This is a genomic window from Phormidium tenue FACHB-1050, assembly GCF_014696925.1.
GTDB lineage: Bacteria > Cyanobacteriota > Cyanobacteriia > Pseudanabaenales > Pseudanabaenaceae > Pseudanabaena.
Window position 1 is genome coordinate 23725 of the sequence record NZ_JACJQY010000023.1, and the last position, 25202, is coordinate 48926.

Genomic DNA, 25202 nt, shown 5'->3' on the forward strand with positions numbered 1-25202 from the left:
TTTGTGGTTTGCGATTATTGCGTGGCTAAAGTGACGGCAATGCGAAAGCCAGTGCAGCGATCGCCTTGATTGGCGGCATTCTTAAGCCGCTTGGCTGAGCGACAACAATGGGCCGGATCGCGCCATGAGCCGCCACGCACTACCCGACAACTGCGATCGCCTCCCTGCGTCCATGCCGTAGCGTCCCTCGGCAAAAGGTCATAGTCATCATGCCAATAATCAGCGCACCATTCCCACACATTGCCATGCATATCATGCAGCCCAAAGACATTGGCTGGATAAGTACCGACTTCAGTAGTTGACGAGTTACTGATTCCTTTAGGCGCGTACTTATAAGGACTTGCCCCATTGTAATTTGCTAGATTTGCAGCGATCGTTTCGCCAAAGCCAAAAGCGGTTAATGTCCCCGCCCGACAGGCATATTCCCATTCCGATTCGCTCGGTAATCGATAGGGTTTCCCAGTTCTCTCTACTAATTTCTGACAAAAGGATTGCGTATCCTCCCATGACACCATTTCTACGGGGCGATCGCCATTCCCAATAAACATCGCAGGATTATTATCCATTACGACTTTCCATTGTCTCTGAGTAATGGGAAAGCGCGACATAAAGAAAGCAGGAACATTCACAATATGGCGGGGAGATTCTTCTTCGCCACGTTCTACCTCGCTAATTGGTGAACCAATTTGAAATCTTCCTGCGGGAATGAATACCATTTCTAAGCCAATCGGTTTACCTTGGACATTACCTAGTGTCTCGATATAGATTCTTCCTGTTTTCTGTCTAGTACTAATTTGCAATTGATGCTTGGTGAGTTTGCCAATCCCTAACCGATGAACTGTGACGATCGCCGTCTCAAAGGAAAATTGTGATAACGGCGGTGCGATCGCCTGAATTGGTTGAGCTTTAGGTGTGGCGATCGGTGTAATCTGAGTTTTGGCAGTAGCCTTGGCATAACCCGATCTTTGGAATCTTGGGGTGTAGGCTTGATGGGATGGAGAAGTTAAATTTTTAAGATCATTTAAAACTGCTTGAGCAGTCTGATAGCGCTGACTTGGAGCCACCGCAATCATGCGATCGAGAATCTGACCAAGTGCGACACTAATAGAAGTGTTTTCTAAAAAATTGCGCCATATCCAAGATCCATCCATATCCATTAGCTCAAAAGGTGAGACACTCGTGAGCAGATGAATGCAGGTTACACCCAAACTATAAATATCACTGGCAAATATGGCTTTGCCGCGAACTTGCTCTGGTGCAACATATACCGCGCTTCCGATGCGAGTGCCTGTCTCCATCAACGCCGCCGCCGTCACAAATTTTGCGGCTCCAAAATCAACTAATACATGACTCCCCACTACCGCAGCACTAGATAAATAGCCAGAGATATTTGGCGATCGCCGACGGATAATATTTTCGGGTTTGATGTCGCGATGGATGACATTGCGTTCATGAATAAACTGCAAAACTGGTAGTAAATCCCCCAGCAATATCCGAATCTTGGCTTCACTAAAAGCCCCTTGTTCTTGGAGTTCCTTTAACAGATCCTGACCATCAATAAATTCCTGAATCAAATATTGACAACCATCATGTTCTAGATGGGCAAATAATGTCGGTATTTGCGGATGTTTTCCCAAATCATCAAGTCGAATAGCCTCCTGCTGAAATAACTCAGCAGCCTTTACAGCACTACTAAGATCAGCAGGAAAGAACTGTTTAATCACACAGTGGGGATGGGAAGGAAGTGCTTCGTCAATACCGATAAACGCTCTACCAAAACCACCTTGCCCAAGAATTTTAATCGTCCGATAGCGATCGCCAATCTTCAGTTTTGACCCACATTGACTACAAAAAATCAGCGCGGGATCTGGATTTTGATAATTGCAGTTAGGGTTGAGGCACTGACTCATAAAGTCTATCTAGATATTATGTAGTACAGAGAAGTGTTAAAAAGCTTGCGAAGCAAGCTTTTTAACACTTCTCTGGGTTTTGAGTTGCAACTATTGTTCGGGCAGAGCATCCATTTTGGCAAAACCAATGACCTGCATTTTCCCTTCCGTAAGTTCCAATCTGATCACTCGCGCCGTAATGCCTTTACTTTCCAATTGACGCAAATCTAGAACTTTATTCAATCCTTCGGTAAAAGCTTTAGCAATTCGCTCAGGTACTGGTGTGCCTGACAGTTCAATTCTAGGATTGATAATTTGCAGTTTTGTACCACCGATAGTTTTGAGTTCTGCATTTATAGAAACATCAAGTTTGCTGGGGTTAGGCTTAGCAGGAGTCGGTTTTGACTGGAGAGAAGCGGACAGACGGAGGCGATCGCCTTCCAAAAAAGTTATTTCAGGATCGATCAAATCCAAAATTTCGGGATTTTTATTAGTTCCTGTAATGTCAATGCTGAGATTTTTAAAGGAAGTTTGCACATTAGGCGATCGCAGGGCTGTATTCACATCTTCAGAGCGCATGACGACGCGCACAGCCGCCTGTAATGGACGACGTAAGACTACTTTGCCCGATTGCAACACGTTGGGATCGATGCTAATCGGATCGGTTTCTAGGTCAATCTGATCAATTCGCAAAAATTCTAAGATGTAAACACCACGACCTGCTACACGAACGCGATCGACGTTACCTAAAAGGACTTGATAGTTAGGAGCGTTATCAACGCGCACTTCTAGGACATCCGCTCGTACAATTTGCCCACGCAAAAAATCGGTTGCAATTTTATCGATCGCAATTCCTGGCGAGCCTGCCAAACCTAAAACCGTCGTAAGTAAGCCAGCAAATAATTCCATAAAAAGGAGATAACTACCTTACTCATCATAAACCAAAACCCAGAAATTAAAAGCAGCGCTACATGCTGCTTTTGTCGCATTTTGAACTGAAATAGAAACCAACATTTTTGTTAAAAGTGTTGCTTGGTAACACTTTTAACAAAAATGTTGTAATTTACTTAGTTGCAAATTACGGTAATGTATGAGTTTTACTGACACAATTTTGTGTAGCGCGGCTTTGCAGCCCAAAACGATTTTGGTAGGACTATTAGGGAGTATTTGTTTTATGCAAATTCGGTTGGCAGTAGAGGCTGATTTACCCGCAATTATTGAAATTTATAATGCTGCTATTCCTAGCCGTCTTGCCACTGCTGATTTGGAACCTATCTCTGTCGAGAGCCGCCGTGCTTGGTTTCGATCGCATGGCGATCGTTATCCTGTCTGGGTGATAGCTATTGGTAGTCACGATATTCAGAGCGATCAAAACGAGCAGATTCTGGGCTGGCTCAGTTTACAGATGTTTTATGGTCGTCCCGCCTATCATAAAACCGCCGAAGTAAGTATCTATATAGATCCCAAATCTCAAGGTAAGGGTATTGGCAAAAAATTGCTTGGTCATGCGATCGCCCAATGCTCCAAGCTCAATATTTCTAAGCTAGTCGGCTTTATATTTGCTCACAATATGGCAAGTCGTAGGTTATTTGAAAATTTTGGTTTTACAGAATGGGGATTTTTGCCTGAAGTTGCCGAATTAGACGGACAAGAGCAAAGTTTAGTAATTTTTGGCAAAATTATTTAAAAAGATGAGTGGCGGCGCTTCGCGCCGCCACTCATCTTTTGGGTTTTATTTTAACAATGGAAAGAAATGTCCAACTGGCCCCTGTCCTTTGCCGATCGCTAGAGCATATTTCAAAGCTTCGGTCACATAGTTCTTTGCTTCCTGTACTGATTGAAAACGTGGTTTTCCTAATGCTAGATTGGCAGCGATCGCGGCTGAGAGTGTGCAACCTGTGCCATGAGTATGGTTTGTATCAATCACCTCGGTCTGCAAAACCTCAAGGCGATCGCCATCAAACCAAACATCAACAGCCTTAAGATCACCTGTCATCCCTCCGCCTTTCACTAAAACCGATCGCGCTCCTAATTTGTAAATGTTTTGGGCAGCCGTTTGCATATCTTCAAGAGAGTGAATATCCATATCAGCAAGAATTTGCGCCTCGTAGCGATTGGGTGTGGCGATCGCCGCAAGGGGAATTAATACATCCCGCATCGTTTTTATCGCCTCGTCATCAATTAGCTGCGCCCCAGTCCGCGACACCATCACAGGATCGACCACCACATTCCCAAAGCCAAAGGCAACTAGCTTCTTCGCCACAGTTTTAATAATCTCTTGATTGAGCAACATTCCCGTTTTGATGGCTCCAATTCGCATATCAATCATTACGGCTTCAAATTGTGCGGTTACGGATTCAGGCAACATCGCATCTACCCGCGTTACTCCCTGTGTATTTTGGGCGGTGATGCAGGTGAGGACACTAGTTCCATGGACACAATGAAAAGCAAAGGTGCGTAAGTCAGCCTGTATGCCTGCGCCACCGCCACTATCAGAACCAGCGATCGTCATAGCGATCGGAATTTGGGAACTATGGAAATTGGTCATAATATGAGTTAATTCTAAAAACAGGTTTTGCTTTGCCCAAATTTTAGCTCATCCCAAAACACAAAACGGCGTAACTGCTTTGTGTTTTGGGATTATTCGACCGACTCGAACCGATACCACCATCTTAATCCCAACGAAGAGGTGGAGGGCACTGGTCAGCTAATGTGGGATGGGTTCTGAAACGTCCATTTCATAACGACAAAAAAGACTCAAATACGTCGATCACGATTTAGCTGATCAGTGCCGCTATCTCAATAACAAGAGTCTCAGTGATTTAAAAGTTTAGACTGACAATCCGCAAATAAATAATTTAAAATTCCGAGGATATCGGCTAGCTGGGTTTCTGAATAAGCTAGACTCTCGTAGCATTCTTCTCCGCTTAATTTATAAAATCTCCATATTGTTGCATTAGTGATAATGCCATATATAGGAAATGAATATTGTGGTTGATTCAATGTTAGACAGGCATACATTTCCGTTAAGCATTGTGCTAAGCCTTGTTCAAAATCATCTTTTTTAGCTTCGACAATACATAATAGAGGTGATCGATATACTTTCCCCTGTCCAGCGATTAAATAATCAACCACTCCAGTTAATTTTTCAGTTTGTAATTTTGCTTCCTTCCAGATTTTTAATGCAGAATAACTATCAATTGCTTCGAGCAAAATAGCATCAATTAATAATGATTTAGCGGATTCAGATAAGGATAAGTCAAAATGTGCTTTTAATTTTTGGGCGCTTGTCAAATAATATTCTGAAGCTTGTTTAGGCGTAAAGTTTATTTGCCATTCTTTTAATTCATTAATCCCGATGATTTGCAACGCACTACGCAAATCAATCTGTGAGAAACGTTGTTTTTTGCTAGACATAATACATAATAAGGTTGCATCGGATTTGTTAAATATTTATCTTTTGAAATATGGCTTAAAGAGTAGATCGCATACCTATTTCGATAAGTTAAGTCTAAAAATACAACTAGGTTACTGTCGAGTTATCTCTAGACCAAAAACAAGGTTACACCATCTTTCTCAAATAGCAATTTCATTCCCGTTTCTTCCTGTCGTTTGTGCAGTTGGAGCAATACCGAATCAAGTTCAATGCCCTCACGAGAAGTGATTTTATAGACAGCTTCCCGATTGGAAGCACCCAGCATCGGGGCAACGAGAGTAATCTTTGCAAGGGCGTTTAGTAGATCTCCATTCTTGCCGAGAATTTGATATAGCCCTTTTTGACTCATCATTACCTCTACTTCGGCTACATGCTCCTCAGACACAAGATTTAAAGCATAGAACGTGTAGATCTGACGCACATGCTCAGAAAATTCTTTCAGCGGGGTATTATAGTAAATATCGTCTAATCTTTCGAGTTGTTCATATCCAAGTCTTGTCAACTCACGGCGAGTACTTTCTGTTGACACAACCTTAGCTACTGCAAAACGGAGCATATCTAACTTATCGTTGGGAATCCCTGTAGATGGGACTGAAAGCATCGGTTGGTTTTCACGCAAAGCCAGCACTACGACTGACAAGTATTCTGGAAGGAAGTATACTGTCATCCATCCAGGTGTCACACCTAGCTCAGCATCAATAGGTGCAGGAGCAGACAAGTATATATCTAAAATTTCCCCAATGGAATCATTTTTGCGTTCAGTTGAGACAGTTTTGCGTACAATTAGACGATTATACTCATTCGTCTCAATTTCTACCAATTCCAATGAAAGTCGCATCATTGTCTGGCGATGCGTCAAAGTAAGCATGTCAGAGAAATACCAATTATTATGTTCTCCACCATCTACACCCACTATGACTTCGTTTAAGATTATCTGAAGACGTTCTTGCCCTTGTAGAACTTCTTCCTGTAATAAACGTAAACTCCAAAGTAATCTTGTTGGATCAGATTGTTTAGTATCTGACTCCTCTTCATAAACTGTAACTTCTTTAGTCAGATTTGTGGTTGAAAGTTGAATTAGGCGCGTTTGTATTCTTTCTGATACCAAGTAGCAAACCGTTTCACACTCTAGAATAGGGTCTGTAAGGTAGTCAATCAATACCCAATCCTGAAATATCCAATCTTTAAGGAAACATAGGAAAAGATCTCGATCTATGAAGGCAGGAGTATTCCTAGAGGCACTTAACCAGATCTGTTTTACTGATAGGTAACCCGTCAGATAATGATGCGTGTCATTAGAGATTGAGCGCATTAGCACATCTACTTTTCGGTGTAATGCCTTCTCACTAGTTCGATATTGAATAAGAATATTCCTAACTCTGCTAGTCCAACATTCAGAATCTGCCACTGCATCGCTCAACTGCTGTGGATCTTCCTCTAGAGGGCGAAACAAAAATGATGCCCAGAATGCTGGTGTTGAAAGAACACGAGAGCCGCCAGGAAAAGCATCAAATTCCTGAAAGAGTGCCATACCCTCAAGCAAAGGAAGCAAAATCTGCTGGGTCATTTTTGTACTTCCCAAATCATGCAACACAGAGTCGTTATATTGTGCAAGACCAATTTGATGTTGCGCACGCATCTCTAACAATGCCAGAGTGGCTCCTAAATCTGAAGCCATGCACCAAAAATGCGTAGCCTCATGCAAGAATGAAGGGAGAAAGATGGATGGCAGTTTTCCTTGAAGCACATACTTGGTTAAAGCTTGTGCGGGGATGTCCAACAACTTCGTTGATCCAGTAAGAAAGTCAGTGTAGCCTCGTCGGGAAACAGACTCAAATAAAGACATAACAGTTATTTGGGTATTTGGAATTCAGGAAGATGGAAGCAGAAACTTTGAAAGTTCGGCTAATATCTGAGCATTTGCCTCATCCTCTGAGTTTGCCTGAATATTTAAAATGTGCTCCTCAATGCGCCCGTCAGGGTGAATAATACGAATTTTTCTCTCCAGTATATATCTACGACGACTTTTACTGAGATAGATAGCGAGTGCTGTGATAGCAAGTGATCCAAGAGTTACTATTGCTGCAATCGTAGCTGGCTCTGCCAAAGAACCTTCTGGAACCTTAGGTTCCTCAAACTCAACTTCCTCTCCCAATACTTCACGTAGTTCTTCTTCGTCAAGACTATTAAGCCCAGAAATAATTAGTTTCGGTGATTCCATAAACGATTCTCCATAGTCTAGTAATAAAGATTTAGATGCCCATAGGTAAGATATTTAGGGCATTTTGGATACATTTTATTATACAGAAGGTTTAGTTAAAAAAATCTCTGGATTGGGGGGGACATTTTTAGACATTATTTACCCGTCAATACTTCGGACAGTTTTTTAACTAGGCTATAACGCTTGTAGGGCAGTATTTTGATTTAATTGGTTGTCCGCTCAAAAGCTAACGGTAATTTAAATAAAGCCCAAAATACTAGCTCTATACGGTATCGGTGATACAAGGTTTTGAAACTGTCCGAAGTATTGACCCGTTATAATTGCTCTTAAGCGATCGCCAAAATTCAAAAAACTAATAGCCACCTTAACAATTACATTTTTTATTGAAGTAAAACGACTCATTTGTTTTACACCCACTCTAGCGATAACTTTTTCTGCGATCGCATACAGTCACGAAGGTAAAGATTGATGAGACTCTGATAAGGGATTAACATTTCTAATTTTAGCTTCTACGAATCCGAATTTTTTGTTTTGACGCAATTACAACGGCTCCAGCTTCTAAATCTTGCCCCCAACTAGACAATACATCTTGCAATAGAGATATTCTTTCTAAACGAGGTAAATTTTCCAATCTTAAAACTCCACAATGTTGCCTTGCCTGTAGCCAAATCATTTGCTCAAAATCAGAATCCGTAGTAATGATAATGCGCTCTTCTCTTACCGCCCAATTCAAAATCTCACTATCACTCATTTTGCGATCAACATCACGCACACAAACAACATCATGACCAGAATCTAGTAATAAAACCAATAAAGCACCACTTGCATTCATATCAAGTAAAAATCTCATGACTATGATGCAACCGTCCTTTCAAAAATATCCTCATTAGCTACTAGGCGATAAGCATAGAGCAACGCTGCATAAATATCAGCAATTTCTAAATCTGGATAATCCTCCAAAATTTCCTGCATTGCCGCTCCCTTAGACAAAAGCTCCAAAATCATCGCCACCGAAATTCTCATACCGCGAATTATTGGCTTACCACCCAAAATATTACGGTCAAAAGTAATTCTTGATAGCAATGATTCATTAGTAACTGACATAAATCTATCCTCTACTGTTCTGTCTCTTGCGTTTTAGATATTACTTACTCGTTGTAATTGCCCCTAATCGATCACCCAAGGGGAAAATCTTAAATCTAACTGATTGAAGCTCAATCAATAGTGATATTTTGCCATAACTCGGCGGCAATAAATCTTGATAGATGTCCCACATTCGTTGTCGCAATTACAACATCTGTAGCGCCAAGCGTCATAGCTTGAGCTACCAAAATCATATCGCCATCAATCGTTTTATCACCCGATGTGGGTTGCCCTTGCTGACGAGCTTGCGCCCAAAGTTGTGCAGCTTGACGCATTGCAACCGTTTTAATCGGTAAATACTCAATCAACTTTGCTAAATCATCTAGACGAGAAAGCCCTTTAGTCTTGTTTGCTCGTAACAACTCACGACGAACCTCATAATCTGCAATCTCTGGAATGATAATTCGACTTGCTGCCGTGATGTGAGCTTGTAACCACTGGGCGCAAGCTACACTTTCTGGAGATAGCTTTGGATTTGTTACTAGACCAAGTAGTCCAGAATCCAATATTATGACGCGATTCACCAAGTTACACCCTTCATCTCAACTGGGAATAGTTTGCGATCGCTGAGACGATCCTTATCTAATGCACAGATCAAATATTGACCTGTTTCTTGCTGTTCATCACTATCTTCCTCATCTATCCAAGACTGGATTAAATCAACCGCTTTAGTTTGTTTTTGTCTTAAAAGAATAAAGCTTGTTAATAAATCCAATGTCACAGATTCAATGGAAAGCCCTTTTTGATTGGCTTCTTGCAAGAGATACTCCTCAACTTCTGATGGTAGGTTAAGGGTTAGAGTCATGTATTTTCTTAAGTATATTTATTAGTAGTTTAACATTCAGATTTTCCAGCGGTTATCCTAATACAAATTTAGGCGTTATTTACTCGTTGTAATTTCACCTAAACGATCGCCAAAAGGAAAAAACCTAATAGTCGCTTTACCGATGACATTTTCCTTTGGCAAAAATCCCCAAATATGTGAATCATTACTGTGATTGCGATTGTCACCCATCATCCAATAATGACCTTTGGGAACAGTCACAGTACGCATCATGTATTTAGGAGATTCCGCAATATATGGCTCATCAAGAGGTTCATCATTGCGATAGACCTTGCCACCACGTACTCCAATGCGATCGCCTTCGATGCCAATCAAGCGCTTGATATATGCCTTACTCGTATCATCGATCGCAGGAGACTTTGGTGGATAGAAAATCAAAATATCGCCACGTTGGGGTTCTTGCCATTGCATTGAGATTTTATCAACCAAGATGCGATCGCCCACTTGCAAAGTTGGCTCCATTGAGCCAGAGGGTATGAAGCGCGGCTCGACTATAAACGCACGCAGAAATAAAGCGATCGCAAGAGCCACAACAAAAATCCGAATGGTTTCACCATGTTGTTGCCACCAAGGCTTAATGGGAACTTGCGGATCGAGCTTAATTTCTGTGGACATGTATCAATTTCTGTGAGAGGACAAATCTTTGTCCCCCTCTCCTTTTGGGAGAGGGGGCTGGGGGGTAAGGGTCTAGTATTTAGGAACGTTTAAATTACCAGCACGATTGTCAAAGGGCCAGTAGCGAAACATCGCCCTGCCAACTAGATTCTCTTCGGGCATAAATCCCCATGCGTGAGAATCCAAACTGTTATTGCGGTTATCACCCATTACCCAATATTTACCATTTGGCACAGTGAAAAATGGATGCCCTTTACCCGACTGCACATTGTCAGGGCGGAAGCAGTTAGGACAGAGCGCGTCATCTTGGGTTGGCAGAGTGTAAGTTGGCGGTGATGCAATGTATGGCTCATTGAGAGGCACATCATTTATAAAGACTTTGCCATCATGAATGCTGATGCGATCGCCTGGCAACCCAATCACCCGCTTGATATAGACCTTAGACGCATCGGGAACAACAGGATTAACGGGTGGATTAAAGACGATAATTTCGCCGCGTTCGGGCTTGCGCCAACGTATTGAAAGCTTATCGATAATTAAGCGATCGTCAATTAATAAAGTCGGCTCCATCGAGCTAGAAGGAATATAACGTGGCTCAGCAATAAATATTCTTACGCCAACTGCTAACAAAATGGCCACTGTGACAGTGGGCAAGTTATCAGCCAAGAAATTTTTAAATGAATTTTCTTGTTTATGAACAGGTGGCGCTGGCTTAGGATCGGTGGGCGGATTGCTGGGGCGATCGCTAGATTTATCAGATGACATAGAAATGCTCGCGGGATATGTACTTATCTTAAAGCGTATTTAGATAGTAAGTGTGGCGCAAAATTGCCATACTTGCTACTTTTTCAAGGCACTGGGAACTTCGATCTCGTGATCACCAGATAGGTTAAATTCTTGATGAATGACTTTCAGTGCTTGTTCCGCTTGGTGATCGCGCACTACGCAGCTTACTTTAATTTCAGATGTGGCGATCATCTCAATATTAATATCTGAATTAGCGAGAGCGCTAAACATGCGGGCGGCAATCCCCGACTGATGGATCATATTTGCGCCCACAATACTGACTTTACTAATATCAGCGTCGCAAGTTACTTCGCCGTAGCCAAGTGCTTTTGTATATTGTTTGAGGGCAGTTTCAGCTTTAGCAAGATCAGCGATCGCTACAGTAAAGGCGATTTCGTTAACATCGCGATCGGACTGCGATTGGACGATCATATCCAAACTAATATTTTGCTCAACAAGCTGCTCAAGGATTTTTGCCGCCATCCCTGGGCGATCGGGGACTTGCTGCACGGCAATTCTGGCACGATTTCGATCTAGCGCGACCCCACGCACAGGCGAAATATTGGCGTTAGCTTCCGATGTAATCTCACAGGCTTGATGAGATTGCACGGGTACGTCGAAGGTTTTTTGGATCGCCGCGATCGCTGCCTCACCATCAGTCGATGCTATCACGCAACTGATTTTAATTTCAGAAGTGGAAATCATTTGAATATTGATCCCTGATTCTGCCAGAGCCGTGAACATTTGTGCGGCGACACCTGGTTGTCCGATCATGCCCACACCCATAATGCTGATTTTGGCAATGGCTGAGTCAACGGTGACTAAACTCGCGCCAATTTCTAAACTACGGGTGACCACTTCAGCAAGTTGCAGTTGCTTTTGAGGAATCGTAAAGGCAATGTCATTTACGCCTTCGGTTTCTTGCACCGCTTGGATAATTAAGTCAACATTGATCCCTTGATCAGCGAGAGATTTAAATAGCTGTGAGGCGATCCCAGGGCGATCAGGAATTTGTAACAGTGCAATTTTGACTTGATCATAATCAATTGAAACTGTCTCGACGAAACGATTCACTTCTAAGGCTTTCAGGTTACCTGTGCCGAAGCGAGGCGAAGTGATCACCGTACCCGCATCATCTAGCCAACTCGATCGCACACACATTTTTACGCCAAAGTTACGTGCAATTTCCACAGAACGCGGATGCAAAACTTTTGCGCCTAAACTGGCTAGTTCTAGCATTTCATCGCAAGTAATTTCTGCTAGCATTTGCGCCTTGGGGACAATGCGCGGGTCAGTGGTCAAAATTCCGGGGACATCAGTATATATTTCGCAAATGTCAGCATTGATCGCGGCGGCGATCGCTACTGCCGAGGTGTCAGAACCTCCGCGCCCTAAAGTGGTAATTTCATTGCTCGGTAAGCCAGTGGCTGGATCAATAGCTACACCTTGAAATCCTGCGATCACCACGACCTTACCAAGATCCAGCGCCGCTCTGATTTGTTCTGGTTCTACATATAAAATTCTGGCGCGGGTATGGTTTGGCTCCGTGACCACCCTGACTTGAGATCCATTCATAGCGATCGCAGGTTGCCCTACTGCTTGCAACGCCATACTTAAGGCCGCGATCGTGATCTGCTCCCCTGTTGCCAAGAGCAAATCCATTTCTCTCTCTTTTGCAGCAATTTCGGCAAGGGTCGGGTCAGGAGTTGCTGAAACTAATTCGGCGAGAGCCACCAAACCATCTGTGGTTTTGCCCATCGCTGAAACCACGACTACAACTTGATTGCTAGCATCAACTGTCCGCTTAATGCGATCGCGGACTGCCTTAATGCGATCGGCATCGGCTACGGAGGAGCCACCATATTTCTGAACTATTAACGCCATTCGTGAGGGGAATTTTTTTAACCGATGAAAGAATTTATTGCAGAGTAATACCAATTCACAAAAGTGTTGACACACTTTCGTGAATTAAAAACCAAACCCTGTAAGGGTTTTAAAATCACAAAATGGCGTAGCCATTTTGTGATTTGGTATAATCATCATACATTCGTTAGCGATCGGCAAAATAGAATGAGGTGATTCACCTTAGCTATTCTCATGATGAAATCAATTTTGGGGTTAGCCGCACCCACGGCGCGGATTGGTTTTGAACCCAGAAATTCAGCAATTGAAACAAAGCACCACAAATTTGGGAATAATTAAAAGTTTTTTACGATACATTGCGATCGCGCAAATTGCCAAGTATTGTTAAGATAATCCGTAAATTTGCTCCGATGGTATGATTGCCTAGTGAGGAGTAAACATGTACTTAACAAGGAACTGTCTTTTATGCAAACGGGGTCTGTTTCTCCACTGGTTCTGATCATTTTAGACGGCTGGGGACATAGGGAAGAAACCGAGGGCAATGCGATCGCCGCAGCAAATACTCCCGTCATGGATAGTCTGTGGAGTACCTACCCCAAAACTCTCCTCCAAGCCTCTGGCAAAGATGTTGGCTTACCAAAAGGTCAAATGGGCAACTCTGAAGTTGGACATTTAAATATTGGTGCAGGTCGAGTTGTCCCTCAAGAATTAGTAAGAATTTCTGATGCCGTCGATGATGGCTCATTATTGTCAAATTCTGTACTAGTCCAAGTTTGTGAAAAAGTCAAAGCGAATCGTAGTAAATTGCATCTGATCGGACTTTGCTCCGATGGTGGCGTACATTCACATATTGATCATCTATTGGGATTACTAGATTTAGCCAAGTCTCAAGGAATTGAAGATGTCTGTATTCATGTGATTACCGATGGTCGCGACACCTTGCCCCATTCAGGGATCAACTTTATTCGGCTTTTACAAGCACATATTAAAAAGATTGGTGTTGGGCGCATTGTCACGATCAGTGGACGTTACTTTGTCATGGATCGTGATAAGCGCTGGGATCGCGTCCAAAAAGCCTATGAAGTTTTGACAAGTGATCAAATTACTACTGAGCTAACTGAGCCAACAGACTTACTGGAATCCGCCTACAAAGAAAAAATTACCGACGAATTTTTACCACCTACTCGCGTCGCCCATGGCGCGATCGCCTCAGGTGATGGCGTAATTTGCTTTAATTTCCGTCCTGATCGCTCCCGTGAAATCACCCAAGCTCTAGTTGCCAAAAACTTTACAGGTTTTGAACGCGAACCTATTGAGCATCTTGCCTATGCAACTTTTACACAGTACGACAGTGCTTTACCTGTACCTGTTGCCTTTCTGCCACAAAATTTAACTAATTTGCTGGGGCCAGTTGTCGCACAGCATGGACTAAAACAGTTACGCCTCGCCGAAACTGAGAAATATGCCCATGTCACCTATTTCTTTGATGGTGGACTGGAAGAAGCTAGTGAAGGCGATGATCGGGTGCTGGTCAATAGTCCGCGTGTGTCTACCTATGATCAAGAGCCAGCCATGTCGGCTGCCGAGGTAACGCGCATTGCTGCGGAGGCGATCGCCAAGCGGATTTACTCGCTAATCGTGATTAACTACGCTAACCCTGACATGGTCGGTCACACTGGCAATTTTGAAGCGACAGTTAAGGCTCTCGAACATGTTGATCGATGTTTAGGCAAGCTATTGTCTAGCATCGCCAATGCTGGCGGTACGGCTTTAATCACCGCCGATCATGGCAATGCCGAATATATGTGGGATGAGCATGGCAATCCTTGGACGGCTCATTCCAGCAATCCTGTGCCATTTATTTTGGTCGAGGGCGAAGGTCGCAAGATTTATGGTCATGGTGCTGATGTAAGACTCAAACAGTCTGGCGGTCGTCTCGCAGACATTGCCCCTACGATTTTAGAAATTCTGCAAGTTCCCCAACCAGAAGAAATGACAGGAGTTTCTTTATTAGAAACCGCAATTTATGAGATCAAAGCCACTAAAACTCCAGTCAAAATTGGCAAATAGTTTAGTGAAGCCTACTTACTTCACCTTGTAGGGTGTTAGTGCAGCGTAACGCACCATATAAATGAAGGCGGCGCTTCGCGCCGCCTTCATTTATATGGGTTTTGAGGTAACACTCATTTTTAGTTTTAGGTTGCAAAATATAGAGGGTGGTAAGCCTAGCTTGTCACCCTCTATATTTTTGTAAAAGGTTCACTTGCATGTCAAAACTTACCAGACGCGAATTCATCGCCGTTACTAGTCTCACGGCTGGCTTTGCGATCGCTGTGCAGCCAATTTCCGCGAAAGTAATTACCACTGACAACAAAGGGATCGTTGCAGGCGAAGTCAAAATTCCTACGAAAGATGGCGTAATTCCAGCCTATCGGGCTAGACCAACTTTGGGCAAAGACTTTCCTGTGATCTTAGTTATTCAAGAAATCTTTGGCGTTCATGCTTATATCCAAGATGTATGCCGTCGCCTCGCTAAATTAGGTTATCTAGCGATCGCCCCTGAAATGTTTTATCGACAGGGTGATGTGTCAAAACTGACGGATATTGCTGAGATTCGCAAAGTGGTTAGTAAAGTACCTGACGAGCAGGTAATGTCTGACCTTGATGCAACTGTGGCATGGGCGATGAAATCTGCGAAGGGAGATCCAACCAAACTGGGAATTACAGGTTTTTGCTGGGGTGGTCGAATCACTTGGCTTTATGCTGCTCATAACCCTAAAGTCAAGGCTGGTGTCGCATGGTATGGCAGACTTGTGGGCGAATCAACTGCACTCACGCCCAAACATCCAGTTGACATCGCCACGAGTTTACAAGTACCGATTTTAGGACTCTATGGTGGCAAAGATACGGGTATTCCTTTAGATACGGTTGAGCAAATGCGCGATCGCCTCAAAGGTTGCAGTACCAAATCCGAAATAGTTGTTTATCCTGACGCACCTCATGCTTTTCACGCCGATTATCGACCTTCCTACCGTCAATCAGATGCCGAGGATGGCTGGAAACGATTACAGGTTTGGTTTAAAGTAAATGGAGTTGTTTAATCAAAAAACAAAATAACGCTTTGCAAGAAAAAAGAGCGCAATGCGCTCTTTTTTCTTGCAAAGCTCTATCATGTAAAGGAGTGTAAAGTATTGTAAACAAATCGTATTTTTAAGATGCAAAGTAAAGTTGTTGTCGTTATCGGTGCAACAGGCGGAATTGGTGCAGCACTTGTACCTAAACTAGCTGAAGCAGGAGCAAAGTTAGTTCTTGTGGCTAGAGATGCTGATAAGTTAGAAGAGCTAGTCAACAATCTCGAAGATGACTATGATATTGAGGCGATCGCAGTTCCTACAGATATTACTAAATACGAGCAAGTTGAAGGAATGGTACAACAAGCGATCGCTCAGTTTGGACAGATTGATGTCCTAGTGAATGCCGCTGGTGCGGGTGTGATGAAGCAATTCCTTCGCATTGAACCGCAAGAACTCGACCAGATGCTTGATCTCAATCTCAAGGGAAATTTTTATACCAGTCAAGCTGTGGCAAATGTCATGAAGGATCGCAAGGTTGGTCATATCTGTAATGTCATTGGCATTCTTGGCAAACATCCCATGGCTATGGCTTCAGCTTATTGTGCATCAAAGTTTGGGGCGATCGGATTTAGTAAATGTATGGCTGATGAAGTTCGACGTTTGGGGATTAAGGTGACTCTATTCTATTTTGGCGGAATTGATTCGCCATTTTGGGATAACGTCAGCCTGAAGGTTGATCGCAGTAAAATGCTAACGACCGAGACTGCGGCAAATGCAATTATGTTTGCTCTTTCCGCCGATCCACAAGCCGTGCCGATGGAAATCAATATTCAACCCGAAAGCCATTTATTCTTTTAATACAATCCTCAAAAAGAAAAGGCAGCCCAAAGGGCTGCCTTTTCTTTTTGAGGATTGTTTACTGAGAAGTATTTCTATCTCACCAAAATCAAGTTTAATGATAAGAAAGCAAATTCTTATCTAGCCTTCTGTCAGCTTGCCTAAATTTGGAGATCAAAATGCAAAAGCGATATCTATATATATTGACTATAGTCGCCACGATCTTCTCGTTTGGCATAGCACTTAAAGCGACAGAAGTATTTCAATCTCGGACAGTTAAAATACCTAGTCCATCGGAAATGTCAAAACTGGCTGACTCTTTCAGTCCTCAAGAAATATCTCAATTGGAAATTGATGATGTCCTGCGCGATCGCCTTCGCTTCGATCCCCAATGGCAAGAAATCGCTCAAGCAGTCCGCCAAGATATCATTGTTGCGAAATGGGGACGCGATCGTGTTGAGAATCCAGTCTGGAAAAAATATGGAGCCAAGGCTTATCCATTACTGAGTTATTATGCTCGCTCCCGTGATGAAACCAGACAAAAGTATGGTATTGAAGGTATTCGCAGTCTTGGTAAGCCCTATACAACTTTATGGCTAAGGGGACAGATTCAGCGACGGATGACTTATCCCAGTTTTTATGAAATTGCTTCCTATCTGTCAGAGGCTCAGAGCAAAGACTGGGAGAAAGAATTTGGCTTGGATGATCCTCAAGTGCGTAAAGAGTTAATCAGTCTTGCCAAAGCCAATCTTGAGCCGAGAAATTCACCGCGATATTACGACCAGTTCAATCTAGATTTTTTAACTCGCTTACTGGGTTATGAAGCTGTACATGGCAAAAATTCCTATGACAAAGGCAAGAACTTTGTCGGTCTATCTGAATGGTTGTCCTACGAGCAATTACAAAAACCGACAGATATCCAAGTCAAAGAAGCGATCGCCCTCTATCAAAAATTGTCTAGTGATGCCCAAGAGCATATTTTAGTTGAGCGACTAGGTGCTATTAAAGCAGGACAAATTACACCCTTCGCTCGCTCTTTCTTTCTTGCTTTGGCTAACGATCGCTCGGCAAGCGATCGCATGTGGGCGATCGCTGAACTTGATCGACATGGAGATAGCCAAGGGACAGAACTCCTCAAGCATATTTTAAATAATGATCTATCCCAGCTTCATTCCCTCTCAAAGATAGTTAGTTACGAAAATTTTGGGCAAAAGGGGAATCTTGCCTATTATCTGCTGTTGGGAATGGTAGAGAAATATCCACAATCAAAATTTGCGATCGCCTGTCGTGAATATGGCGATTTGACAGGACGCTCATATTTCAATGCTGAGCCACGCGAACCAGCCATCCTTGCACGTAATGCTAAACGCACTGAGAAAGAAAGACTCAATGCATGGAAAGAGTGGCTCCAGCAATATCCTAATCACTCTGGAGCCGATGATGCTAATTATTTTCTGGCGCTAAGTTTGCAAGATAACAATGATATTGTCGGAGCGATGCGCCTCTGGATCAAAATTATGGTGCAACCAATGGGCGATCGCGATGCTGTTTATCTTGCCTTTCCCCATGTTCGGACTCTCCTTGATGTTGGATTGTCCATCGACCAGATGCAAACCCTCTTACAAGAGCCAGAAAATCAAGTTCTTGCACCACTCTTGCAATATGCGATCGCAGTCCAATATGCGCGATCGCAGGATTACGCTAAAGCCCTAGAGATAGCATCAGATGTACAATTAGCATCTCTTCCTGACCAGATTCTCGAAGCTTACTACTATCCGCAAGGACGTTGGTGGCAACAGGATAATCAAGTGGCAAGCTTTAAGAGAGAAGCTCAATCACTATTGGGTGAACAAAAACTACGTTGGCAAAAGCTTCACCAATGGCAAATCGAAAATACACCTGAATCACGGTATCAGATCGCCTCCGATTGGGCAGGTATGGGCGGATGGAAAAACGGTTATTTAGCAATTTGGGATGGATTTCGCGCTTATTACTTGCCAACAGATTGGAATTGTCGCGAATGGTGGGTATGCGATCCATCTAAACGCAGTGAAGCTGATATTCTCGCTAAATATCAAGCTGGCAGTCAAAATGCGATCGCTATTTCGCTCTATCAAAAATTACTCGAAGATAATCAGCTTTCAACGGCTCTGCGAGAAAAGTCCCTGTACATGGTAGCAATGACACTTCTTTACCAGTGGGAAAACCACACTTTCTCAGAAACCCAACGTATCCATCCACCTGTAGGTGTGTCTGCGAGTAAGCCCTATCAGCTAACAAGTAGAAATAGTTATTCTTATCAAGACTATGAACAGCGCGAAAAGAGTATGCGCGTTGACTATCAACGACGTATTGATAGCATCATCACTGAATTACAGGTAAAGTTTCCTCAAAGCCAATATATTGATGATTTGCTGTTTTCTAGCTTCTTTCTCAGCGAGCAGTCCAATTATTTACAAAGACTGGTAGATCGATATCCCAACAGCGATCGGGCGACCGAAGCCAAATTTCTCCTAGACTTAAAAAAATAGCAACGTTGTGCAATTTTCAAATTACCCTCGACAATTTAAAACCCACAAAACTTTATTTAAAGACAATTTGGGTTGAATTCTCAGAATCAAAAAGCAAAAGCTTCACAGTGTGAAGCTTTTGCTTTTTGATTCTGAGAGAGTATTATTCACGCTAACTCCATCTCAGAGCTGGTTTTACATCATCCCGAACCAACTTTATTTAGCTTAACTTTAGATGCTTTCTCATGAATTGAGACCTATTCAATAAGGGAAAAGGGACAATGTATAACCCTCTTTCTTCTAAAAAAAATAGATAATGGTGAGAATTCTTTCTAAACTATTGCGAGTTCTCTCAAAACATGATAGAACGAAATGATGAGTTTCTTCCATCATAAGCAAAAGTATGAGGAAACAAACTAATCAAATCAATCAATCATTACTATCTCTTTGGTTTCCCTAATATGACTATAGATCTACCTGTAACTTTGCAGCCAGACGGATTTGGCGCGTCTTTACAAGCTTTGCAAACCCATTTGCAAGGCTTCCTCTCTGAATATGAAGATAAAGTTGCCCAAGCCCGCGCCCAACTTGCTCATGTCGAAGCACTCCTAGGAAGCTTGCCTGCTGAAGCTCCTAAAGCTAAAGGTAAAAAGAAAGAAGTTGTAGCTGCTGCTCCTGTTGTAGCTGCTCCTGTTGTAGCTGAAGTTCCACCCGCCCCCACTAAAGGTCGCAAGCCCAAAGCCGTCGTTGAACCTGAAGCAGCCCCTGCCGCTACACCTGCTGCTAAAGGAAGAGGAAGAGGACATCGTCGTGGTTCTTTGACAACTCGTCCTGCTTACGAAGGGCTGACCCTTACAGAAGCGATCGAAAAGATTTTGAATGAACGCCAAGGACAAGCTGTAAATGCTGATGATGTAGTCAATATTCTTTATGGTGATTTGACAGAGACCGTATTCCGAGTTGCTAAGGAGCGTGTAACCAAGAATCTATCCAAGGGCAAAGGCGAAAATAGATGGAAGCGTGTTCCTAACCAACTTGGTTACTACACGCTATCTCTAGAAACCTTGAAAACAGTTCCTACCTCAACTATCAAGAGAGGCAGGGCTGCATCTGTAAAAGCTGAAGCTCCTGCTCCTAAGGCAACTAAAGCTCCTAAGGCAACTAAAGCTCCTAAAGCTGCTGCTAAAGTTGCTCCTGCTCCTAAGACAACCAAGGCAACTAAAGCGCCTAAGGCTCCTAAAGCTGCTCCTAAAGCTGCTCCTAAAGCTGCAAAGGCTGCTCCTAAGGTCTCCAAAAAAGCTGAAGCAGAGGCAGCAAAAGCTTCACAGCCGAAGAAGTCTGGTCGCATGAGTTCTCTGGTAATGCGTCCTCTCTATCAGGGTAATACTTTAACTGATGCGATCGAGAAGGTTTTGCAAGAGCGCAAAGGTGAGTTTGTCAATGCAGATAGCGTTGTCAAAGCTCTGTATGGTGATCTCTCGGTAGAAAATTTCCGTCAAGCGAAGGATCGCGTTACCAAGAACTTGTCTAAGGGCAAGCTTGATGGTAAGTGGGAGAGAGTTCCTAACCAGTTGGGTTATTACACCTTGTCAATGTCTGCTGTCAAAGCATAGGTTCTGGGCTAGGTAGCCTGTCAAAAAAATAAAGACTCGCAAAGCGAGTCTTTATTTTTTTGCTTGTGTTAGGTGTAATCATGCTTTAGAATATCCAACGGGAGAGATGGCAGAGTGGTCGAATGCGTTCGACTTGAAATCGAATGTTGTGAAAGCAACCGAGGGTTCGAATCCCTCTCTCTCCGTAACTATAAAAAGAAGGGCTACCCCATCGGGTAGCCCTTCTTTTTTGTTATATGGGGATTAAAACCCAAACCTAGTAAAGATTTTAAAAACGCAAAATGGCGTAGCCATTTTATGTTTTGGTATTAATAATCCTTTTCGATCTTCACCATCACTTTATCTTCTGCGATTGGAAATATTACAGATGGCTCATGTGCAGACTGTAACTTCGACTGGCTAGGGTTAGAAGAATGAGGCTTTTTAGCATTGCGCCAAGTGATAAATCTTTCTTTGAGCCAACGGAATGCTGGTGGGGTGGCAAACCATAACACTACACCACTTAAAATGATGGAACTAATCCTCACAACTCCAGAGACTAAGGTCTCTAAAGGAATCAAAGTACCAGCATAGTAGGCAACGCCTGTGGTCACTGCTCCCCAAACTAATGCACCTGTGGCATTAAAAAAGAGAAATCGGGGATAAGACATTCCTGATAAGCCCGCCATTGGCCCTGCAAAAATTCGCAAGATGGCAATGAATCGTCCAAAAAAGACGGCGCGATCGGCACTACCGCGAAATTTTTCACGGGCGATCGCAATTTCATCACTGGGCATCCGAAATACTTTACCAATTTTCTCTAATGCTGGTAAGCCACCCCAACGACCTAACCAATATCCCGCACTGTCCCCTAAAATCGCTCCTGCAACTGTACAGAGCAGAACTAATGGATAACGCAACTCACCATTGCCAGCTAAAAATCCACCAACTAGGGTGATCGTTTCGCCTGGCAAGGGGATACCTGCATTCTCAAGCATGATGCCAAAGAAGACAATCCAGTATCCATACTGCTGCGTCCATTCTTGAATAATTTCTAGCGAAAAAAACTCAAAATGCATGAGTTATAACTCAAAGTTTGATGGGTTAAATTGTTTGTGAAAAATTGTTACTTTTTGTATCATTATAGGCGGTTATTGCGCTCGCATACCAGTTGTTGAACATTTGTATCGCGCACCTATACAAACAATGCAGTCTGATGCCAAAACACAAAATGGCGTAGCTATTTTGTGTTTTAAAACCCTTGCTGGGGTTAGTTTTTAATTCACAAAAGTATGACGATGCTTGTGTGAATTGGTCTTAAGCAGTAAAGAGGCAAGAGTTGTCCGATCGCTTTGCTATAGGTTAATAGATATAGCGTTGACTGGACAAGCAGTAATACATTGCTCACATACCACACAGCGCGATCGCAGAAAGTTGAGTTGAAAGGTTTTTGGATCAAGAGTCAGGGCTTCAGTGGGGCAAACACCTGTACACAAGCCACAATCAACACAGGTCGTATCGTCAATTACAATTTCGCGACCATGTAATGAAACCTCGATATCTTGCGATCGCATCCAGTCCATCGCCTCTTCGAGTTGGTCAATATCGCCTGATAACTCTAGTACCATCTTGCCCATTTTGTTGGGGGCGACTTGGGCGCGGATGATATTAGCAGCAATATTAAAATCTTTGGCAAGCCGATAGGTGATCGGAATGCTGATTGCTCGCTTGGGAAAGGTAAGATTAACTCTTTTTTTCATAATTGGTGTTTTTGGAAGATTCCCGCCCTAATAAACCAGCAATACATCACTTTGGATTTTGCCGTAGGCAAAATCCAAAGTCAAAAACCTTACTGAGATTGATTTTTGCTTTACGGATGCGTAATGAACTCATCCATAGAGTGTTGTATTAATTATGAAACCAATTTTGATGTTTTTACCATCGAATCTTAATCCTGTAGCTATTGCTAATCATGTTAGGAAAAAAACAAGCCCAAAAGTTAGTGGCGGCGCTTTCGCCGCCACTAACTTTTGGGCTTGGGGTTTGATTTACTTGGCGATAAAGCCACCATTCAGTTTTTAACAGCAATTCTCATTATAAAAATCGTTTTTTTGAAAGCCTGCCAACGGCGGGCTTTCAAAAAACGATTTGGGTGTTTCCAGTGCCTTCGGCGCTGGAAACACCCAAATCGTTTTCATAATGAGAATTGCGGTGTTTTTAATAATAAAAAGTCAAACAGGACAAAAGCTGATAGACTTACGAAGACTTTTTTGCTTGCTGAAATGGACTGGCAGATAGGAATATGGGCAAAATATTTATTTCCGCAGGTCACGGTAGTTTTGAAGGCTCATTTCGCGATCTAAGCGAGATGACAGGTGGAACGACGGAAACTTCTGAATTAGTCGCTACAAGGGACTTGGTAATTGCCGAGCTGAGATCGCGTGGGATTATGATCTCCATACCTAGCGACGACTTGAATTTAGCTGAGGCGATCGCATGGATTAATACAAGGTCAGATCAGCAGGATGTGGCTTTATCGTTGCAACTAAATATTGCCAATGCTCCTGAATTACGTGGCACAACCGCCTATTACATTACTAATAATGCTCTGCGTAAAAGACAAGCAGAAATACTCACCAATGCCTTAACTAAGCGTGTACCTGAAATCACCAATCGTGGCGCAAAAGCCGATACGATCGCTAGTATTGGCAGTTTAAGTTTTTGCCGCCAAATTTCAGTTCCTTCTATTTTGCTGGAATTAGTTTTTTCTAATAGTTCGCAAGATCGGCTGCTGATGCAAACAAGAAGGCGTGACTATGCGATCGGTATTGCCGATGGTTTGCAAGCTTGGATTAACGAAACAGCCACCACAATTCCTGTATATACTCCAGCCAATCGCCCAACTAATCCAAAGCCAATAACTTATCCAGAGATTAATATCAATCTTAATGGGCAGAGTTATGCCGAGAAAGGGATTATTGTATCAGGAAATGTATTTGTACCAGCAGATTTAGTTGATCGCCTTGGCTTCGATCTTAATCAGATTCCTCTAAATTGTCGGTTGCGCTATCAGAGCATTGTCTATGTACAGGCGATCGCCTTACGCGAGTTGAATACTTCTGTCTCTTGGGATAGCACAACTCGCACACTTCATTTGAAAACAATTTTCAAAGTTTTTACGGGTCAAATTGATCAGATCATGGGTGTGGGTAATGCTTCGGAAGTGCAGTTACTGATGTTTCTGAAAAATAATTATGAAGCGGCTCTGACTAACTATGGAGATCTTCCACATTTATATCGTGAAGAAGCAGAGATTGAAGGGGTCAATCACGATATTGCTTTTTGTCAAATGTGTATTGAAACCAATTTTTTAAGATTCGGGAAAGGTATAGAGCCTGAGCAAAATAATTTTGCTAGTTTAGGAGCCGTAGCAAGTTCGACTGCAAAGACAACGGGTGCAAGTTTTGCCGATCAGCGTACAGGTGTAAGAGCGCATATCCAACATCTCAAAGCTTATGCCAGCAATGCTCCACTATTTCAAACTGTAGTTGCACCCAGATTCCATTTAGTTGCGCGAGGTGTTGCCCCAGTCTTAAGTCAACTCACTGGACGTTGGGCGATCGATCCTCTCTACGATCGCAAAATCCTCGCTCTCATCCGCCGCCTCTACGAATCCGCAGGCATTTTTTAAAAATTGCCATAAGCTAAGATTAGTCTAGGCTCATAGGTTTTATATGACAGTTCAATTAGCTTTACGTCAGTTAGAGATTCCCGAAGGGCAAAGATTGCGCTTGCATGATCTTAGTTGGCAAGAATTTGAAGCGATTTTGGGCGAGATGGGTGAACATCGTGCTTCTCGGATCGCTTATTTTGATGGGATATTAGAGGTGCGAATGCCTTTGCCAGAACATGAAGTTGACAAGGAATTGATTGGGGATATTGTCAAACTAATTTTAGATACTTTTGGGATGGAGTTTGAATGCTTTGGCTCAACGACATTTAAACGTCAGGAGATGAAAAGCGGTATTGAACCAGATACTTGTTTTTATATTGATAATCATCACAGGATGGTTGGTAAACGGAGGCTCAATCTCGCTATCGATCCACCACCTGATTTATCTATAGAGATAGATGTCACTTCATTTACTCAACTAAAAGCTTATGAAGCTTTACAGGTTCGTGAGTTATGGTGCTACAGCGATCGCCAATTATCAATTTACATTTTGCAAGGCGATCGCTATATTCAGACAGAAATTAGCCCTACCTTTCCAAGTCTAAAAATTACCGAAGCAATACCCAAATTTGTCGCGATCGCTATCAATCAAGGTAGAAGCGCCGCAATGAAAGCTTGTCGTCAATGGTTAATCCAAGAGACTATTTGAATGCAGGAAA

At 42.8% G+C, this 25202-nt stretch carries 23 protein-coding genes and 1 tRNA gene; 9 read left to right on the plus strand and 15 right to left on the minus strand.

Annotated elements, in window-relative coordinates:
* Positions 1–14 precede the first annotated feature (14 nt).
* The gene (locus H6G05_RS14480; protein ID WP_190578850.1) at positions 15–1910 is read right to left on the minus strand and encodes a bifunctional serine/threonine-protein kinase/formylglycine-generating enzyme family protein; all 1896 of its coding nucleotides are present in this window, start codon (positions 1908–1910) and stop codon (positions 15–17) included.
* A gap of 90 nt (positions 1911–2000) precedes the next feature.
* Positions 2001–2798 carry an LmeA family phospholipid-binding protein gene (locus H6G05_RS14485; RefSeq protein WP_190578851.1) on the minus strand — a complete coding sequence of 266 codons (798 nt, stop codon included), beginning with the start codon at positions 2796–2798 and terminating at the stop codon, positions 2001–2003.
* Positions 2799–2979: 181 nt separating this feature from the next.
* Between H6G05_RS14485 and H6G05_RS14490 the strand changes: the two genes are divergently transcribed.
* Entirely contained in the window at positions 2980–3576 is a 597-nt protein-coding gene (locus H6G05_RS14490) for a GNAT family N-acetyltransferase (RefSeq protein WP_242025514.1), read from the plus strand.
* Between the two features lie 45 nt (positions 3577–3621).
* Here H6G05_RS14490 and thiD read toward each other — a convergent pair whose 3' ends face one another.
* The 11 genes from thiD to H6G05_RS14545 all read right to left on the minus strand — a co-directional run bounded on the left by thiD (position 3622) and on the right by H6G05_RS14545 (position 12818).
* The gene (gene thiD / locus H6G05_RS14495) at positions 3622–4437 is read right to left on the minus strand and encodes a bifunctional hydroxymethylpyrimidine kinase/phosphomethylpyrimidine kinase (RefSeq protein ID WP_242025516.1); all 816 of its coding nucleotides are present in this window, start codon (positions 4435–4437) and stop codon (positions 3622–3624) included.
* Positions 4438–4703: 266 nt separating this feature from the next.
* A complete protein-coding gene (locus H6G05_RS14500; RefSeq protein ID WP_190578852.1) occupies positions 4704–5306 on the minus strand; it encodes a hypothetical protein in 603 nt (200 codons plus the stop codon).
* 128 nt (positions 5307–5434) lie between these two features.
* Complete coding sequence (locus H6G05_RS14505) at positions 5435–6892, minus strand: hypothetical protein (protein ID WP_190578853.1); 1458 nt, start codon at positions 6890–6892, stop codon at positions 5435–5437.
* A gap of 303 nt (positions 6893–7195) precedes the next feature.
* Positions 7196–7546: a hypothetical protein gene (locus H6G05_RS14510; protein WP_190578854.1), complete on the minus strand. Its 351-nt coding sequence runs from the start codon at positions 7544–7546 to the stop codon at positions 7196–7198.
* 502 nt (positions 7547–8048) lie between these two features.
* Positions 8049–8396, minus strand: coding sequence for a DUF5615 family PIN-like protein (locus H6G05_RS14515; RefSeq protein WP_190578855.1), 348 nt, complete (start codon positions 8394–8396; stop codon positions 8049–8051).
* 2 nt (positions 8397–8398) lie between these two features.
* A complete protein-coding gene (locus tag H6G05_RS14520) occupies positions 8399–8650 on the minus strand; it encodes a DUF433 domain-containing protein (protein ID WP_190578856.1) in 252 nt (83 codons plus the stop codon).
* A gap of 110 nt (positions 8651–8760) precedes the next feature.
* Positions 8761–9213 (minus strand): PIN domain-containing protein, encoded by a 453-nt coding sequence (locus tag H6G05_RS14525; protein WP_190578857.1) that lies wholly within the window; start codon positions 9211–9213, stop codon positions 8761–8763.
* The gene (locus H6G05_RS14530) at positions 9210–9494 is read right to left on the minus strand and encodes a hypothetical protein (RefSeq protein ID WP_190578858.1); all 285 of its coding nucleotides are present in this window, start codon (positions 9492–9494) and stop codon (positions 9210–9212) included. Before H6G05_RS14530 ends, H6G05_RS14525 begins: the two co-directional genes overlap by 4 nt.
* A 75-nt stretch (positions 9495–9569) precedes the next feature.
* A complete protein-coding gene (gene lepB / locus H6G05_RS14535; RefSeq protein ID WP_190578859.1) occupies positions 9570–10148 on the minus strand; it encodes a signal peptidase I in 579 nt (192 codons plus the stop codon).
* Between the two features lie 72 nt (positions 10149–10220).
* The gene (gene lepB / locus H6G05_RS14540) at positions 10221–10913 is read right to left on the minus strand and encodes a signal peptidase I (protein ID WP_190578860.1); all 693 of its coding nucleotides are present in this window, start codon (positions 10911–10913) and stop codon (positions 10221–10223) included.
* A 75-nt stretch (positions 10914–10988) separates the two neighbouring features.
* Positions 10989–12818: an aspartate kinase gene (locus H6G05_RS14545; protein WP_190578861.1), complete on the minus strand. Its 1830-nt coding sequence runs from the start codon at positions 12816–12818 to the stop codon at positions 10989–10991.
* Between the two features lie 444 nt (positions 12819–13262).
* On the opposite strand from H6G05_RS14545, the gene gpmI reads away from it, so the two are divergent.
* The 6 genes from gpmI to H6G05_RS14575 all read left to right on the plus strand — a co-directional run bounded on the left by gpmI (position 13263) and on the right by H6G05_RS14575 (position 21016).
* Positions 13263–14867, plus strand: a complete 1605-nt coding sequence (gene gpmI, locus H6G05_RS14550; protein WP_190578862.1) for a 2,3-bisphosphoglycerate-independent phosphoglycerate mutase — start codon at positions 13263–13265, stop codon at positions 14865–14867.
* Positions 14868–15064: 197 nt separating this feature from the next.
* The gene (locus H6G05_RS14555) at positions 15065–15898 is read left to right on the plus strand and encodes a dienelactone hydrolase family protein (RefSeq protein WP_190578863.1); all 834 of its coding nucleotides are present in this window, start codon (positions 15065–15067) and stop codon (positions 15896–15898) included.
* Between the two features lie 114 nt (positions 15899–16012).
* A complete protein-coding gene (locus tag H6G05_RS14560; protein ID WP_190578864.1) occupies positions 16013–16729 on the plus strand; it encodes an SDR family oxidoreductase in 717 nt (238 codons plus the stop codon).
* A gap of 158 nt (positions 16730–16887) precedes the next feature.
* Complete coding sequence (locus tag H6G05_RS14565; RefSeq protein ID WP_190578865.1) at positions 16888–19239, plus strand: hypothetical protein; 2352 nt, start codon at positions 16888–16890, stop codon at positions 19237–19239.
* A gap of 440 nt (positions 19240–19679) precedes the next feature.
* Positions 19680–20831: a hypothetical protein gene (locus H6G05_RS14570; protein ID WP_190578866.1), complete on the plus strand. Its 1152-nt coding sequence runs from the start codon at positions 19680–19682 to the stop codon at positions 20829–20831.
* Positions 20832–20931: 100 nt separating this feature from the next.
* Positions 20932–21016, plus strand: a tRNA-Ser gene (locus tag H6G05_RS14575).
* A 123-nt stretch (positions 21017–21139) separates the two neighbouring features.
* Here H6G05_RS14575 and H6G05_RS14580 read toward each other — a convergent pair.
* Entirely contained in the window at positions 21140–21889 is a 750-nt protein-coding gene (locus H6G05_RS14580) for a DedA family protein (RefSeq protein WP_190578867.1), read from the minus strand.
* A gap of 276 nt (positions 21890–22165) precedes the next feature.
* Complete coding sequence (locus tag H6G05_RS14585) at positions 22166–22570, minus strand: NIL domain-containing protein (RefSeq protein ID WP_190578868.1); 405 nt, start codon at positions 22568–22570, stop codon at positions 22166–22168.
* A 542-nt stretch (positions 22571–23112) separates the two neighbouring features.
* Here H6G05_RS14585 and tftA point away from each other — a divergent pair.
* On the plus strand, positions 23113–24501 hold the full coding sequence (tftA, locus tag H6G05_RS14590) for a hormogonium tapered terminus morphoprotein TftA (RefSeq protein WP_190578869.1): 1389 nt from the start codon (positions 23113–23115) through the stop codon (positions 24499–24501).
* Positions 24502–24544: 43 nt separating this feature from the next.
* On the plus strand, positions 24545–25192 hold the full coding sequence (locus H6G05_RS14595; protein ID WP_190578870.1) for a Uma2 family endonuclease: 648 nt from the start codon (positions 24545–24547) through the stop codon (positions 25190–25192).
* Positions 25193–25202: the final 10 nt, after the last annotated feature.